This window comes from Nocardia pseudovaccinii NBRC 100343, from assembly GCF_001613225.1.
Taxonomy (GTDB): Bacteria; Actinomycetota; Actinomycetes; order Mycobacteriales; family Mycobacteriaceae; genus Nocardia; species Nocardia pseudovaccinii.
Map to the genome: position 1 here is coordinate 38,420 of NZ_BDBY01000096.1, position 15,162 is coordinate 53,581.

The 15,162-nt window shown below is 66.2% G+C and carries 15 protein-coding genes; 5 read left to right on the plus strand and 10 right to left on the minus strand.

The annotated features are described in order from the left end of the window. The first annotated feature begins 25 nt into the window (after positions 1-25). The 3 genes from NP3_RS10490 (at position 26) to NP3_RS10500 (ending at position 4,157) form a co-directional block, all read left to right on the plus strand. On the plus strand, positions 26-1,093 hold the full coding sequence (locus NP3_RS10490; RefSeq protein WP_063040141.1) for an LLM class flavin-dependent oxidoreductase: 1,068 nt from the start codon (positions 26-28) through the stop codon (positions 1,091-1,093). Further along, on the plus strand, positions 1,093-2,457 hold the full coding sequence (locus NP3_RS10495; RefSeq protein WP_063040144.1) for an NtaA/DmoA family FMN-dependent monooxygenase: 1,365 nt from the start codon (positions 1,093-1,095) through the stop codon (positions 2,455-2,457). Before NP3_RS10490 ends, NP3_RS10495 begins: the two co-directional genes overlap by 1 nt. Positions 2,458-2,558: 101 nt before the next feature. Then, positions 2,559-4,157 carry a GMC family oxidoreductase gene (locus NP3_RS10500; protein WP_245720881.1) on the plus strand — a complete coding sequence of 533 codons (1,599 nt, stop codon included), beginning with the start codon at positions 2,559-2,561 and terminating at the stop codon, positions 4,155-4,157. A 208-nt stretch (positions 4,158-4,365) separates the two neighbouring features. On the opposite strand, the gene NP3_RS10505 is transcribed toward NP3_RS10500, so the two are convergent. Further along, positions 4,366-4,695 carry a hypothetical protein gene (locus NP3_RS10505; RefSeq protein WP_063040148.1) on the minus strand — a complete coding sequence of 110 codons (330 nt, stop codon included), beginning with the start codon at positions 4,693-4,695 and terminating at the stop codon, positions 4,366-4,368. Positions 4,696-4,735: 40 nt separating this feature from the next. Then, entirely contained in the window at positions 4,736-5,083 is a 348-nt protein-coding gene (locus tag NP3_RS10510) for a DoxX family protein (protein WP_063040150.1), read from the minus strand. A 103-nt stretch (positions 5,084-5,186) separates the two neighbouring features. Between NP3_RS10510 and NP3_RS10515 the strand changes: the two genes are divergently transcribed. Further along, positions 5,187-6,071: a sigma-70 family RNA polymerase sigma factor gene (locus tag NP3_RS10515; protein ID WP_063040152.1), complete on the plus strand. Its 885-nt coding sequence runs from the start codon at positions 5,187-5,189 to the stop codon at positions 6,069-6,071. A gap of 249 nt (positions 6,072-6,320) precedes the next feature. On the opposite strand, the gene ilvD is transcribed toward NP3_RS10515, so the two are convergent. Both ilvD and NP3_RS10525 read right to left on the minus strand, forming a co-directional pair. After that, complete coding sequence (gene ilvD / locus NP3_RS10520) at positions 6,321-8,027, minus strand: dihydroxy-acid dehydratase (RefSeq protein WP_063040252.1); 1,707 nt, start codon at positions 8,025-8,027, stop codon at positions 6,321-6,323. A gap of 57 nt (positions 8,028-8,084) precedes the next feature. Then, a complete protein-coding gene (locus NP3_RS10525) occupies positions 8,085-8,498 on the minus strand; it encodes a MarR family winged helix-turn-helix transcriptional regulator (RefSeq protein WP_063040254.1) in 414 nt (137 codons plus the stop codon). A 73-nt stretch (positions 8,499-8,571) separates the two neighbouring features. On the opposite strand from NP3_RS10525, the gene NP3_RS10530 reads away from it, so the two are divergent. Further along, on the plus strand, positions 8,572-9,333 hold the full coding sequence (locus NP3_RS10530; RefSeq protein WP_063040154.1) for an alpha/beta fold hydrolase: 762 nt from the start codon (positions 8,572-8,574) through the stop codon (positions 9,331-9,333). Between the two features lie 373 nt (positions 9,334-9,706). On the opposite strand, the gene NP3_RS10535 is transcribed toward NP3_RS10530, so the two are convergent. The 6 genes from NP3_RS10535 to NP3_RS10560 all read right to left on the minus strand — a co-directional run bounded on the left by NP3_RS10535 (position 9,707) and on the right by NP3_RS10560 (position 15,162). Then, positions 9,707-10,336 carry a hypothetical protein gene (locus NP3_RS10535; RefSeq protein WP_157124245.1) on the minus strand — a complete coding sequence of 210 codons (630 nt, stop codon included), beginning with the start codon at positions 10,334-10,336 and terminating at the stop codon, positions 9,707-9,709. 374 nt (positions 10,337-10,710) lie between these two features. Further along, a complete protein-coding gene (locus NP3_RS10540) occupies positions 10,711-11,184 on the minus strand; it encodes an HAD-IIIC family phosphatase (RefSeq protein ID WP_063040158.1) in 474 nt (157 codons plus the stop codon). A gap of 165 nt (positions 11,185-11,349) precedes the next feature. Next, positions 11,350-12,126, minus strand: a complete 777-nt coding sequence (locus NP3_RS10545) for an SDR family NAD(P)-dependent oxidoreductase (protein ID WP_157124246.1) — start codon at positions 12,124-12,126, stop codon at positions 11,350-11,352. Beyond that, positions 12,123-13,055, minus strand: coding sequence for a diacylglycerol/lipid kinase family protein (locus NP3_RS10550; RefSeq protein WP_063040162.1), 933 nt, complete (start codon positions 13,053-13,055; stop codon positions 12,123-12,125). Before NP3_RS10550 ends, NP3_RS10545 begins: the two co-directional genes overlap by 4 nt. After that, on the minus strand, positions 13,040-13,762 hold the full coding sequence (locus tag NP3_RS10555) for an HAD family hydrolase (RefSeq protein WP_063040164.1): 723 nt from the start codon (positions 13,760-13,762) through the stop codon (positions 13,040-13,042). Before NP3_RS10555 ends, NP3_RS10550 begins: the two co-directional genes overlap by 16 nt. Next, positions 13,759-15,162 (minus strand): nucleotidyltransferase domain-containing protein, encoded by a 1,404-nt coding sequence (locus NP3_RS10560; protein WP_063040166.1) that lies wholly within the window; start codon positions 15,160-15,162, stop codon positions 13,759-13,761. The genes NP3_RS10555 and NP3_RS10560 overlap by 4 nt, the downstream gene beginning before the upstream one ends.

The window sequence follows — 15,162 nt, forward strand, 5'->3', positions numbered from 1 at the left end:
GTCAAGTTTGACGATCGTCGTACCAATGAGCGGAAATGTCTTCGCGGTGGGCATCGAATTGGATGGCGAGGGATATCACCCGGCCGCGTGGCGGCGGGCCACACATGCGCCCGATCAGTTGCTCACCGGCAATACACTGCGCAAACGGGTGAGCGCGGCCGAGAATGCCGGTTTCACCCTCGCCACCTTCGACGATTCGATCCTGCCACCTACGGGGCATCCGGCGGGGCGGATAGACGGGGTCACGCGGGCTTCGTACGTCGCGGCGACAACCAGCACCATCGGGCTGGTCGCCACGGTCGCGACCACTTACGCGGAGCCGTTCCACACATCGTCACAACTTGCCACGCTCGACTACGCCTCGCGTGGGCGCGGCGGGTGGATCGCCACGACCGACCCCGCGGCCGCCACCGCCTGGGGACGACCGCCGCGCACAGTGGAAGCGGAACTCGCACGCGAACAACGGGATTCGATCGAGGTCGCGCGTCGGTTATGGGATTCGTGGGAAGACGACGCCGTGGTACGCGACTACGCGGCGAGCCGATTCCTGGACCGAGACAAGCTGCACTACATCGACTTCAGCGGTGAGACGTTCTCGGTGAAGGGTCCGACGATCGTGCCGCGGCCGCCGCAGGGGCAGGTGGTCGTCTTCGCACATGACACCGATGCTGCCGACGTCATCCTGGTCACCGGAACCGACCTCGCTCAGACCCTCGCCGCCGCGGACCACGCGCGAGCCACCGGTGCACTGGTGTTCGCGGAACTCGATGTCACCCTGGACATTCCGCACGCAACGGCCGCCGAACGCCTCGCCGACCTGGGCAAGTACGCGGCCACGAACCGCATCGAGCGCCTGACGTTCTCGGGCTCCCCGACCGAACTCGTGCGCCTCATCACCGAACTCGCTCACCATGTCGACGGCGTACGCCTGCATCCCGCCGTTATCGACGAAGACCTCCCCGCGCTGGCGCGCTACATCCTGCCCGCTCTATTCCGCGCCGGTATCGCGCACCGCCCGGTGCCGGGTTCGACCCTGCGCGCCAATCTCGGCCTGGCACGGCCGATCAACCGTTATGCGAAGGATCAGCACTGATGTCCGAGGTTCCTTTCCCCGACGCTCGGGTTCATTTCGGCGTCTTCTTCCAGGGCGTCAATCACAGCACCATCTGGTCGGATTCGAGCAGCGGCTCGCAGATCGACTTCGAAACCTTTCGGCATATCGTCACCACGGCCGAGCGCGGACTCTTCGACGCATTCTTCCTCGGTGAGGGCCTGCGCTTGCGCGAGCAGAACGGAAAGCTGCTCGATACCGATATCGCCGGGCGTCCCGACGCCATTGCCCAGTTGGCGGCGCTGGCCGGGATCACCAGCCGGATCGGTCTGGTCGCCACCCAGAACACCACCTACAACGAACCCGCCGATCTCGCCCGCCGACTCGCGGGCCTGGATCTGCTGTCCGGCGGCCGTGCGGGCTGGAACGCGGTCACCACCGACAATGCCTGGACCGGTGCGAATTTCCGGCGCGGCGGCTTCCTCGACCACGGGCAGCGCTACGAGCGCGCGGGTGAATTCATTCGGACGGCACGCGAGATCTGGGATGCCTGGGCCGACAATGCGATCGCGACCTCGCGCCACGATACCGATTGGGCCGCACCGGATTCGGTGCGGCCGGTGGCCCGCGACAACGAGCACTTCCAAGTCTCGATCACGCCGACCCTGCCGCGTAGCGCCCAGGGCCATCCGGTGATCTTCCAGGCCGGTGATTCACCGGCGGGCCGCGACTTCGCAGCGGCCCATGCGGAGGTCATCTTCTCCAGGCACGGAACACATTTCGACGCCGCGCTCGCATTCGCGAACGATATTCGGGCACGCCTGGAACGGGCGGGCCGACCGGCCGATGACATCAAGATCCTGCCCGGCACCCAGATCGTATTGGCGGAGCGGGAATCCGAGGTCGAGGAGAAGGCGCGCTGGGTGCTGGAGGGCCAATTCACCGGACAGACCGCGCTTTCCCTGGTCGGGCAGGTATGGGGTCGTGATCTGTCGGATCTCGATCCGGACGGTCCGCTGCCCGCGGACGACCCACAGCCCCGAGTGATTTCGGGCGAGCGCGGCGCACAGCGCGACGGTCAGGATCCGGTGGCGATCGCCCGACAATGGCGGGCGCTGGCCGAAGCCAAGAATCTGTCGCTGCGCCAGGTCGCCATCGAGACCTCGCGGCGGTCCGGATTCGCCGGGACACCGAGCCAGGTCGCCGACGAACTCACCCGCTGGGTCCGCCACGGCGCGACCCACGGGTTCAATATCTCGCCGTATTTGGTGCCGACCGGACTCGACGAGATCGTCGACTGGCTGATTCCGGAATTGCAGGAGCGCGGGTCCTATCGCACCGCCTACACAGGCGCCACCCTGCGCGAACATCTCGGTCTGCGACCGCCGCTGACCAGGCGCGGATAATCCGGTCCGATCCGCGAAACATCCGGTTTGTCAGGAAACCGAACCCGAGGCCGCGTCTTGCTCGTATGTTTGCCATACGCAGTGCAGATCGGAGTGGGACAGTGCAAGCAGGGGTTACCGCGGATTATGTGATCGTCGGCTCCGGATCGGCCGGCGCGGTCCTGGCCAACCGGCTCAGCGACGATCCGGATGTGTCGGTGGTGGTGCTGGAAGCCGGACCGCCGGATAAGAACAAGTTCGCTCACATTCCGGCGGCATTCGCGAAGCTGTTCCGCTCCGAGATGGATTGGGACTACCTCACCGAACCGCAGCCCGAGCTGAAGAATCGGCAGATCTACTGGCCGCGCGGCAAAATGTTCGGCGGATCGTCGTCGATGAACGCGATGATGTGGGTGCGCGGATTCCGTGCCGACTACGACGAGTGGGCATTGCTGGCCGGGGACGAGTGGGGGTTCTCGGCGGCGGTCGAGCAGTTCCGCAAGATCGAGTCCGTCGAGAACGCCCAGTATCCGGATGAGGGCGCGACCGGGCCGCTGCATATTTCGCGGCAGCGCAGTCCGCGCGCTTTGACCGCGGCGTATTTGGCCGCGGCCGAGGAATCCGGATTCCTTGTGGAGCCACCGAACCGGCCGCAGCCGGAGGGATTCAGCGAGACCATGGTCACCCAGCGCGGCGGCAGGCGGTGGAGTACGGCCGACGGGTATCTGAAGCCCGCGATGCGCCGTGCGAATCTCACCGTCTATACCGAGGCGCTCGCGTCGCGGATCATCTTCGAGACCTCGCCGACCGGACAGCCACGCGCGACCGGTGTGGAGTACCGCAAGGACGGCGTCACACAGACTGTGTCCGCCAGGCGCGAGGTGTTGCTCTGCGGTGGTGCGATCAATAGTCCGCAGCTGCTCATGCTCTCGGGAATCGGCGATGAGGACGAGCTGGCGCGCCATCACATTCCGCTTGTGCACAATGCGCCCGAGGTGGGCGCCAATCTGCAGGACCACCTGGTCGCGGCGCTCGGCTACGGCGTCGAATCCGATTCGCTGTTCACGGCGGAGAAGCCTCGTCAGCTGCTCGACTACCTGATCCGGCACCGCGGCATGCTCACCTCCAATGTCGGTGAGGCCTACGGTTTCATCCGCAGCAGGTCCGATCTCGAATTGCCCGATCTGGAGCTGATTTTCGCGCCAGCGCCGTTCTTCTACGAGGGTCTCGTGGATCCGACCGAGCACGGGGTCGTGCTGGCGACGGTGCTGTTGCGGCCGCACAGCCGCGGCCGGATCTCGCTGGGTTCCGGTGATCCCACCGCCAAGCCGGTCATCGACCCACGCTATCTCTCCGATAGCGGTGGCGCGGACCGGGCCGCGATCATGTCTGGTTTACGCGTGTGCGCCGAACTGGCCGCGGCTCCGGCTCTGAAGGCGGCACTCGGGCCGCTGATCTACCCTCCGCAGGCTCCGGCCGAGCTCGAGGCCGCGATGGAATTGACACTGAACGGCTACTCGCACACCCTGTATCACCCGGTCGGCACCTGCCGGATGGGTACCGATGCGGGCAGTGTCGTCACGCCGCGACTGGAAGTGCGTGGGGTGCAAGGACTCCGCGTCGCGGACGCGTCGGTGATGCCGTTGCTTATCCGCGGGCACACGCATGCGCCGAGTGTGTTCATCGGTGAGCAAGCGGCGAAGTTCATCCAGCATGGTTAGCGTGCTGCCGTAGGCATAGGGTTTCGATACACCACCATTGGGCTTGTTGCCGGTCGGGCCCGCGGGACTCTCCGCGGCGGCGGAATATGCCGGGCGGCAAGGGAATCCGTGGTCCCCGGGTTCGTGCCACAGATCGGGCTCGAAATGGCATGCAATGCAATATCGCATTGCATGCTTGCGTGCATAACGTGCTGTGCCGCACCGAATGTCAAAGCGCCCGCCTGACCGATTGGTGTTGTGCCGCAGTGGCTCGCCTCGTCGAGGCGAGTCTTCTGGTCTCCGTCGCAAGTGGTGCGGCAGCGCCGCGCAGGACAATTACACCCAGCAGGTCAGCGGCGTCCGGCGGCGCGCCGACATCCGGGAGCGCAGCGGCACCGAGCAGCACGACAACACTGGCCAGCACAACAACACCCAGCAGGGCGATGACACCCGGCAGTAAAACAACCTCCAGCCGCACATCGACACCCGATAGCGCAGTGGCATCCAGCAGCGCAATGGGACCCGGCAGCGCCAATGGGACCCGGCAGCGCCGCGGCACCCGGCAGCACGGCAGGCTCGATCGCGGGCACGGGGCGAGGTCAGGCGTAGGCGAATAGGGCCAGGGAGGCTGCGGACAGCAGTAGGTAGGGCATGGGATAGGCGATGTCGGCGTACAGCTTGGCTCGGACAATGGTGATTTCCGCGCCGAGGAAGTAGAGGACCAGGCAGAGGGCGGCGGTGAGCCCGAGTGGCGGGTATGCCAGGCCGATCAGGAGGCCGAGGCCGCCGAGGGCTTTCAGGATGGCCAACGGGTTGAGGGTCCATTGTGGGAGGCCGTAGCCGAGCATCGTCTCGCGCACTTGGTCCGCCTTGACGATATCGAAGCCGGTGGCGCCGAATGCGGCTACGGCGGCGAGGATGGTGACGACGACATATGCGACAGACATGGGAACTACCCTCCGGTCAGCTGGGTTCTGCGGGTCTGCGATCGTGGGCGGGACACCTGATCGCCTTATCCACGTGACGGATGCCGAACCCGAAAGGTGACCGATGCACGCACAGGAATTGTTGGCGCGACGATTCCAGACGCACCGCGATCACCTGCACGCGGTCGCCTACCGGATGCTCGGATCGGCCGTTGAAGCCGAGGACGCGGTGCAGGAGGCCTGGCTGCGGCTGGACCGCTCCGACACCAGCGAGGTCGAGAATCTTGCCGGGTGGTTGACCACGGTGGTCTCCCGGATCTGTCTCGATATGCTGCGCTCGCGGGCCGCCCGGCGCGAGGATCCGATCGATCGGATCGCCGAACTCGGCGACGCCGCCTACGACCGAGATCCGGAAAGCGAAGCGGTGCTGATCGATTCGGTCGGGCGCGCGCTACTGGTGGTGCTGGATACGCTCGGTCCCGATGAGCGGGTGGCGTTCGTGCTGCACGATATGTTCGCCGTTCCCTTCGATCAGATCGCGCCGATCGTCGGGCGCACCAGCGTCGCCACCAAGAAGCTCGCCAGCCGGGCCCGCGGGCGGGCGCACGGCGATGCGAGCGCTTCCACCGCCGAACTCGCGCAGCAGCGGCATGTCGTGGATGCCTTCCTCGCCGCCGCTCGCAGTGGTGATCTCGACGGCTTGCTCGCGGTCCTCGCGCCCGATGTGGTGCGTACGGCCGATCCGGCCGCACTGCCCTCGGGTATGGCACCGGTCGCGCGGGGTGCGCAGGCGGTGGCCCGCGAGACCGTCATCCTGCGCCGCCGCTCTCAGGTCGCCACGCTCGCGCTGGTCGACGGCGCGGTCGGCATCATTGTCGCGCCGCGCGGCAAACTGCTACTCGCGCTTGCGGTTACGGTCCAGGACGACCGGATCGCGGGCTACGAGGTGATCGCCGATCCGGCCCGCCTGCGGCACGTGGAGATCGCCATCCTTCCCGAATTGCCTTGAGCCAGGGCAAATTCAGGCGTCGCGCAGCACACCGCCACGCAGCTGACGAAGGCGACTTCAGCCGCAGACGACACCCAGGGACGCCGACCAACCAACTTCGAATACTCGGCGCGCGCGCCGCCACGCGTCGCAAAGATTCCGAGACCTCGGTACGACAGATGGGCTTATCGTGCAGGCGAGCCGAATGGTCGCTTACCGAATGCGTCCGAACCACCATGTGACTCATCCAGCCAACGGACGACTCCTGCTTCAGTCGCAGACCGCACCGAAGGACGCCGAGCCGACCAACTTCGAATATTTGGCGAGCACGCCGCGCGTGTAGCGCGACGGCAGCGGTTTCCAGCCTTCGCGGCGGCGGTCGAGTTCTTCGGGGGCGACGAGAAGGTCGAGAGTGCCTGCGGCGACGTCGAGGCGGATCTGGTCGCCGTCGTGGACGAACGCGATCGGCCCGGCATCGACCGCCTCCGGAGCGACATGGCCGACGCAGAGACCGGTGGTGCCGCCGGAGAAGCGGCCATCGGTGAGCAGCAGCACGTCCTTGCCGAGGCCCGCACCCTTGATGGCCGCGGTGATCGCGAGCATCTCGCGCATGCCGGGACCGCCCTTGGGGCCCTCATAGCGGATGACCACCACATCGCCCGCGGTGATCGTGCCGTCCTCGAGCGCGTCCATCGCCGCCCGCTCGCGATCGAAAACCCGTGCCGTACCGGTGAATACGTCGGAATCGAAGCCTGCCGACTTGACCACCGCGCCGCCGGGCGCGAGCGATCCGGCGAGGATGGTGATGCCACCGGTCGGGTGGATCGGAGATGCCATGGCCCGCACCACTTTTCCATCGGGATCCGGCGGGACGATGGTGGCGAGGTTCTCCGCGACCGTGCGCCCAGTGACGGTCAGGCAGTCGCCGTGTAGCAGTCCGGCATCGAGCAGTGCCTTCATCATTACCGGCACGCCGCCGATCCGGTCGACATCGGTCATCACATGCCGCCCGAAGGGCTTTACATCGGCGAGGTGCGGCACCTTGCGGCCGATGCGCGCGAAGTCCGCGAGTGCCAGATCGACTTTCGCGTCGTGGGCGATCGCCAGCAGATGCAGTACGGCATTGGTGGAGCCGCCGAACGCCATGACCACCGCGATCGCGTTCTCGAAGGCCTCCTTGGTGAGGATGTCGGCCGTCGTGATTCCCCGCCGCAGCAATTCCACCACCGCCTCACCGCTGCGCCGCGCGTAGCCGTCGCGCCGCCGATCGGTCGCGGGCGGTGCCGCGCTGCCGGGCAGCGACATACCCAATGCCTCGGCCGCGCTCGCCATGGTGTTGGCCGTGTACATGCCGCCGCAGGCGCCCTCACCCGGACAGATGGCGCGCTCGATGGCGTCCACGTCCTCGCGACTCATCAAACCGCGCGAGCAGGCGCCGACCGCCTCGAACGCATCGATGATCGTCACTTCGCGCTCGCTGCCATCGCTGAGTTTCGCGATTCCGGGCAGGATCGAGCCCGCGTACAGGAACACACTCGCCAGGTTCAGCCGCGCCGCCGCCATCAGCATGCCGGGCAAGGATTTATCGCATCCGGCCAGCAGCACCGAACCGTCGAGCCGCTCGGCCTGCATGACGGTTTCCACGCTGTCGGCGATCACCTCCCGCGATACCAGGGAGAAATGCATGCCCTCATGTCCCATGGAGATGCCGTCGGAGACCGAAATGGTCCCGAATTCCATCGGATACCCGCCGCCCGCGAACACCCCCTCCTTGCACGCCTTGGCGAGCCGGTCCAGCGACAGATTGCACGGCGTGATCTCGTTCCACGAGGAGGCCACCCCGATCTGCGACTTCCCCCAGTCGCCGTCGTCCATGCCCACCGCCCGCAACATGCCGCGCGCGGCCGTCTTCTCCAGACCATCGGTGACATCGCGACTACGCGGCTTGATATCGGGACCGTTCGGATCATTGACCATGGCCACATCATTCCCCGCCCGCATCGCCACCGCTGCCGACCACGCCGAGCAGGGTGATTATCCGTGCGTGCCGATTCGCTGGAGCAGGTCGAGCAGGGTCGCGCGTTCGCCCGCGGACAATGCGGCGAAGGATTCGGTCAATACCTCGTTCGCGACCCGATGACCAGCGCGCAGGGCCTGCTCGCCCGCGACGGTCAACCGGTGTTCGATGGCGCGACCGCGACCGGGGGTGCGTTCGATGAGACCGCGTGTCACAAGCCGGTTCGCGAGGGTGCCGAAGGCCTGCTCGCTCTGGAATGTCTCCTCGGCCAAGGCACGCGCGGTGGAACCGGGATTGCGGTCGATGGCGCGCAAGGCGTCCCACTGGGCGAGGGTGGTTCCTACGGTCGCGAGCCGATTGTCCAACGCACGGTGGTGGCGGTACTGCGCCTGTTTGACGGCGCGTCCCAGGGCTTGCAGATCACCAGGCATGGACATGACCCTAGCAGTATGACTAAGCTTGTTTATATCAACATGTTTAGTCACTGGATCGGGGAGCTCGACGATGACCGCACACACCCAGCCGCAACCGCCCCTCACCATCGCCGAATCAGGCAGCGGCCCAACAGTTCTCGTCCTACACGGCGGCGCGGGGCCCGCCTCGGTGGCCGGTATCGCCGAGCACCTGTCCCGCTCGTCTCATGTCATTGCACCGACCCATCCGGGTTGGAATGGCACACCGTTGACATTCGACAGCATCGGCGATCTTTCACGCGCCTACCTGGACCTGCTCCACGATCGCGATCTGCAGGACGTTCTCGTCGTCGGCTCCTCGATCGGCGGCTGGATTGCCGCCGAAATGGCCGTCCATGATCACGACCGCCGCATCGGCGGACTCGTGCTGATCGATGCGACCGGCGTATGGTTCGACGACGAACCGATCACCGACTTCTTCGCTCTCGACGCCCGCGGCGTGGCCGAGCACTCGTACCACGACCCCGCGCGCTTCTACCAAGATCCCGCTGGTATTCCCGCCGCAGAATCGGCCATGCGCCAAGGGAATATGGCCGCACTACGGACTTATGCGGCCGACCCGTACATGCACAATCCCCGACTACTCCCCCGACTCACCGCCGTCACCACCCCCACCCTGCTGCTCTGGGGTGAAAGCGATCGCATCGTCACTCCGGCCTACGGCGCGGCCTATGCCGCCGCCTTCGCCGACGCCCGCTTCGAAATCATCCGTGCGGCAGGGCATTTGCCCCAATTGGAACAGCCGGAGGCCACATTCGACCACATCGACGGATTCCTCCGGTCAGTGCGGTAGCGGATCGGTCACACGCGTCGACTCGACGCGCCGAGGCGAAGCCTGCTGGTTACGAAGACGAGCAGCGCTATGAGTTGGATGGCAGCAGTAACGCTGACGCGGTCAGGGACCGAGTACAGAGCAGTGCCTGAGGCGCGGTTCCGACGAAGGCGGCAAGACCCGAACCGGCGGCGAAAACACCATAGACGGTGTGCCGGGTCGGTGCGCGGGGACCAAATCGGCAACCGTCGCGCGGAATGCGATTCCTGGACGCCCAGCACCGCACCCCACAGCAATGCACCAACAATGGCGGGAATCGCATTGTCCTGAAAGGCGAGTGGCAGGGTGAGGGCCGAGAGTAGGGGGACGGCGGCCGAGCGGCGTACGGACGGACTCAGCGCGGCGGCTGGTTCCAGGGCGGGTACTGGTGCGGCCCTTGGCCGCCGGGGCCTCCAGGCGCGGGCGGCGTCCGCGCCGCCGCAGCGGCGACCACCGTCGCGAGGGTGGCGGCGAATGCCGCGATCGCGCACGGGATGGACAACCAGAAGGCGTCCTCGAAGAGGAATTCGAACTGTGCGGCACTGAGCATCGCTTCCACCATGCCGGACAAGAGCATGCCCGCAGCCACCGCCGCGAGCGCGCGCAGCACCGGATATCGCGCGCCCATCCCCGCGAGCGCGCAGATACCGGTCAGGATCGCGAGCAGGATCATCAGCACGAACAGGATGTCGGACCAGAGGAAACGCGAACTCGAGGAGAACGCGTTGGCCACCCGCAAGACGATGGCGAGCAACGCGGCGACCAGCAGCAGACCGCCCGCAACCCGCTCCATCGCGCCGCCGCTCGGCGGGCGGCTCGGCGGACTGTAACCGGGCGCGGACGGCACCAGATACGGCACGCCGGGCGGCGGCGCGCCGTAGGGATGCGGCTGACTGTGCTGCGGGTTCACTTGACCCCCATACGGATTCGCCTGGCCCGGCAACCCGTACCCACCCGGCTGACCCGGCGGCATCGGATTCACCATCGTCAACACTCCTCCCCGGCCGTCCCGGCCGCACAACTCGAACCGCTACGACAAAGGACTCTAGTGACTCTGGCCCCGCAGCGCCCCATGGCGTCGACATCGACAAGCGTCCCAGAGTCCACAGCAGTTTCAGCGGCGGCGCGGTATCCGGGCGTCTTTGTGCCTGGGGGCGCCGGGCAAGCCGTGCAGGTTGCAGCCGGTGGTGACGCCTCCTCAGAACCGGGTCGGGTAATGTGGCCCTCCGCCAGTAGGTTGAAACCGCGAACAGAGCAACGAAGCCGGTAGCCCGATCAGGGCAGCCTTCGGAGCCGAAGGCCAACGGCCAGTAGGCCCGCGTCCGATCGGTGAGCGGACCGCTCACCAAACGACTCCCGTTATCCCCGGACGCTTGCGAAACCCATGGGCGGCGTGGGCGACGGACCCGTGCGCAGTACCGGGCGGAAGTCGGGAAGTGCGGGGAGCACATCGGCGTTGCGGGCGGCGTAGCAGCGCACGCGCGGGAGTGCGCGGGTGACCTCGGCTCGCTCCACCGGTTCGGCGTCGATGAAACCGATGGTGTCCAGTTCCAGGCCGAGGGTGTGCGCGATCCGCAATAGCGACGCCGATTTGCGGCCCCAGCCGATCTCGATGGCCGAGAACATGTCGTAGAGACCGTGGCGGTAGAGCTTTTTGAGGGTGAGGTCGCGGTCGCTGCGGCTGGCTACGGCGTGCCAGATGCCGCGCTCGCTGAGCTTCAGCAGCGTGCGCAGGGCGGCGGGACGTGGTGCGCTGCTGGTCGCGTCGCAGACGACACCATCCCAGAGGGTGTTGTCCAGTTCCCAGACAAGACATCTCAGAGCCGGTGCCATCGCCTGCCCCTATCGGTTGGTCATCGCTGCCTCTCCTGCCGTGTCGTCGGCAGATGGGCTACTGCGAAAACCATCCAGCGAACGGCACGTACCGGACAAGCCCCCGCTTTCTCGGGAGCCGTGCGGCCGAGGTGATACTACCGGCACTGCCCGTGCATGCTCCTGTCAAAGGCCGTAGTAGCGGCGAACGAGCCGTTCGTAGACCCGAGCGGGCGTGAATCGCCGGGTCCAGAACGAGAGCCGAACGTCACTGCCGCACAGGTAGGTTTGACGCGGTTCGGGTGCTTCCAGGATTGTCCGCACCTTCCTGGCTACCACCTCCGCGGATTGTCCGTGCTCCAGATATCCGGTGACGCGCGACAGCACCGAAGTCCGATCCGGCGTATATGCCTCGATCGGATCGGCAACGCGCGCAGCCGAATCGATGATCGGGGTAACCGTCCACCCCGGCGCGAGGACCGAGACGTGGATGCCGAAGCCCGCGGTCTCCATCCGCATCGCCTCACCGAGACGTTCGACGGCCGCCTTGGTGGCCGAATACCAGCCGCCATAGGGCTCGGCGATCGCGCCCGCACCGGAGCTCACCACGATCACCTGGCCGTGGCCCTGCGCACGCATGATCGGCAGCACTTCGCGCAGCACGCGGTGAGTGCCGATCACGTTGGTGTCGATAAGTGCGGCGGCCTCGTCCGGATCGGTCTCCTCCACCGAACCGACAATGCCGTAGGCGGCGAAGGTGACCACCGCATCGATGCGGCCGTGCCGCGCGTGCATGGATTTCACCCAACTCCGCACCGCTTCGGTATCGCGGACGTCGACCGCGCGCACGCCATCCCGCGCGAACTTGTCGCTGCCCTCGACCGTATAGCCGACGCGCGCAAGGTATTCGACGGTCGCCGCGCCCATGCCGTGGGCGGCCCCGGTCACCAGGACAACGGTCACAGCGCACACACCCGCAATATGCGCGGCAGCACTTCTAGTCGGGCCGATTCCACAATCGTGATCTCGCCATCCAGTTCGAGTGGTGCGGGTGCGGCGGGCCGCAGTTCCACCGCGGTGTCGCGACGGCAGGTGGCCAGCGCCGAACCCCGGAACTTGCCGCGGTAAAGACCTGCGATGAGCCCCAGAATCCGCGCCCGCCCGGCGGCTTTCCAGATATTCACGTCGAACATGCCGTCCGCACGGGTGACCGGTGTGTCGTAGTACATGCCACCGGCGAAGTGCACGCTCTTGAGCACACCCACATTCGTGATCGGTGCGGCGTGCACCCAGTCGGATCCGCGCAGTTGGACTGCCAGCGGCTTGTGGGTGGCGATATTGCTCAGCGCGGTGGCGATAATGGCCGCCTCGACATTGCGGGATTTCAGCCAGCCGATCAGCCCGCGCGCGTGGTTGAACGAATGATTACCCGCCGCAACGAGTCCCATACTCGCATTGAGCAGGAAGTATCGGACTGTTCGGGTGCCGTCCGGAAGCAGCATGGTGGCCTTGCCGACGTCGACGAGCTCGGGTGTGCCGAGCCGGACCGGGATATCGGCGATGCTCGATCGCCCCGGTTTGTGGAAGTCGTTGGAACTGCCGAGACCGATCGCGCCGAGTGCGACCGATTCCGCGCCCTGTCGCGGTCGGTCGGTCGCCGGATCCATAATCGCATTGAGGACCAGATTGACCATGCCGTCGCCGCCCGCCGCTACGATCACCTCGGGTGGATCCGACTCGAGGCTCGCTTGGACCAGTTTCGTGGCTTGTTCTGCGTCACTGGGCATTTCGACGGTGAGATCGGTATTCCGTTCGCGTAGCACGCCTTCTACCGGACGCCACCGCTGCAGCGCGGTCCCGGCATTGGACTGTGGATTCAGGACGACGAGCATGATTTCTCCTCGATACCCAGCCACTCGCGCAGCCGAGGCCAGTCCCCCGTACTTACAAGGCCCGAATATTTCTGCGGAACAGCAGATTCCGGCACGTTCACGAGGAATACGGGGATCCCCAGAAGTGCCGCCGGTGCGTCGTTGGCGGCGTCGTTGCCGATCATCACGCACTCCCCCGGTTCCGCGCCGAGCCGGTCGAGCAGTTCGCGGTAGAACTCGATACGTGGTTTCGAGCGGCGCATGTTCTCGCCGCTGGTGCGGAAGGTGAACACGGACGGGTCGTAGCCGCCCCAGCCGAGCCGGGTGCTGACAGTGCTGTCCGGCCACAGCGGATTGGTCGCAACGACCTGTACCGTGCCCGATTCCTGGAGCCGGGTCACCGTATCCAGTGCCCGAGGCTCCAGCGGAAAGCAACCGCGCAGACGCGGAAAACCCGTCTCCGCCAGGCTCTTCAGTTGACTCGCCACCGCATCAGGTGCGACCCGCAGCCGCTCGGCGAGCAGTCGGACCATCAGGTCGGTGTTGGTGTGCTCGGTGTCGTTGGCTCGAACCTGCTTCAGCACGCCGGGCAGGACGCGCAGAAAACGATGCGGTGAGGTCAACTCGCGAAATGCCTGCGCGGCAGCCAGCGGCATCAGCGCCTTGAACCGGCGCCGATGCAACCGCACCAAGGTGCCGTCCAGGTCCCACAGCACTGTGCGCTTCATTCCTGGCTGTCCAGTACCGCTTGGAGATCGGCGCGGGTCAGGCCCAGCTGGGCCGCGTATTCGTCGATGCCGGGACGTCCGGTCGCAGCGGTACCGATTCCGGCCCGGCTCGCCAGCTCCGAACCATAGGCGGTACCGAGATCGAAGACGGTCTTGGCCAGCGCCGCCGGAAAGAGCCAGCGGCCGAGGTCGCGCTGGAAAACCCGAGTCAGCCGGTAGGGGGCGGAGATTCGCGCACCGAGATCGGATAGCGGCGCTGGGTCGCGCAGCGAACTCATCTTGCGCGCTTCGTCACCGGGCACCAGCAGCAGATCCGACCACAGGCGGCCGAAGCGGTCACGCTTTTCGCTCGCGACGGCGGCCATATTGAATTCGGTGTAGGCCTTTTCGATGCGCGAGGTGTGGGTGGAGCGGCTGCGCAGCAGCGCATGGATATCGGCGGTTTTGCGCGCGGTGTCGTAGCGGGTGAAGCGGTTGATCTTCGGTGCGATCCAGTTGATCAAGGCCGCGAACTCCGGTTCGGGCACGAGCCGATCGGCCAGCGAAAGAGCGTGGTACATCAGGCTTTCGCTGCCCGTCTTGGCGATCTCACCGGCCAGCAGGTCGTAGTCGAGGCCATCGGCGTAGCGGGCCAGGTTCCAGATGTCGGCGAGTTCGCGTACACCGGTCTTGTAGTAGGGCAGGTGGATGCCGAGGTGGTGCAGGTTGTCCTCGTGCGACATCGCCCAGGCGGGCACACCGTAGAAGTCGATGCGCCGCACGCGCTTCCAGATCGCGGCGTAGTCGACGATGTACGGAGCCAACGGCGTGATCAGCCCCCAGTGCGTGCCGACGACGAGGGATCCGTCGCGGGAGACGAACGACGGCAGGTGGTGTGAGCGTTCGGCGCGGACCTTCGGGGCCTTGCCCAGCAGTTCGGAGGTGGCGAAAAGTCCCAGCTCCCGGTAGATCTCGATAACGGTGTCGACCTGATCGAGTTCGACGAGGATATCCAGGTCGTTCATCCGCTTGTAGCGCGGGTCGTGGTAGATCTCCGCTGAGAACAACATGCCCTTGAGCACCACGCAGCGCACGCCGCGTTCGTCGAAGCGGCGCAACAGTTCCCTGGCACCGGCCAGGCGCCGATCGTTCACGGCGGCAATGTGATCGGTCACGCTCGCGAAATGTGCTCGCACCAGCTCGGGAACGAGGTCGTAAAGCTGCTCGGACTCCAACCGACGGTGCACCAGTGGGACGGTCGCATTGAGCTCGGCGAGTTCGAAAACCTCTGCCCAGTCGGTGATCTCGTGGGCGAGTTTCGCCAACGCGGCGCGTTCGTGCCGACTCGGGTCGGCAAGTGCCGCGTGCACGAGCAGGCGTTCGGAAGCCGTTCCGCCCGCGGCGATTTCGGTTCCGGTCAT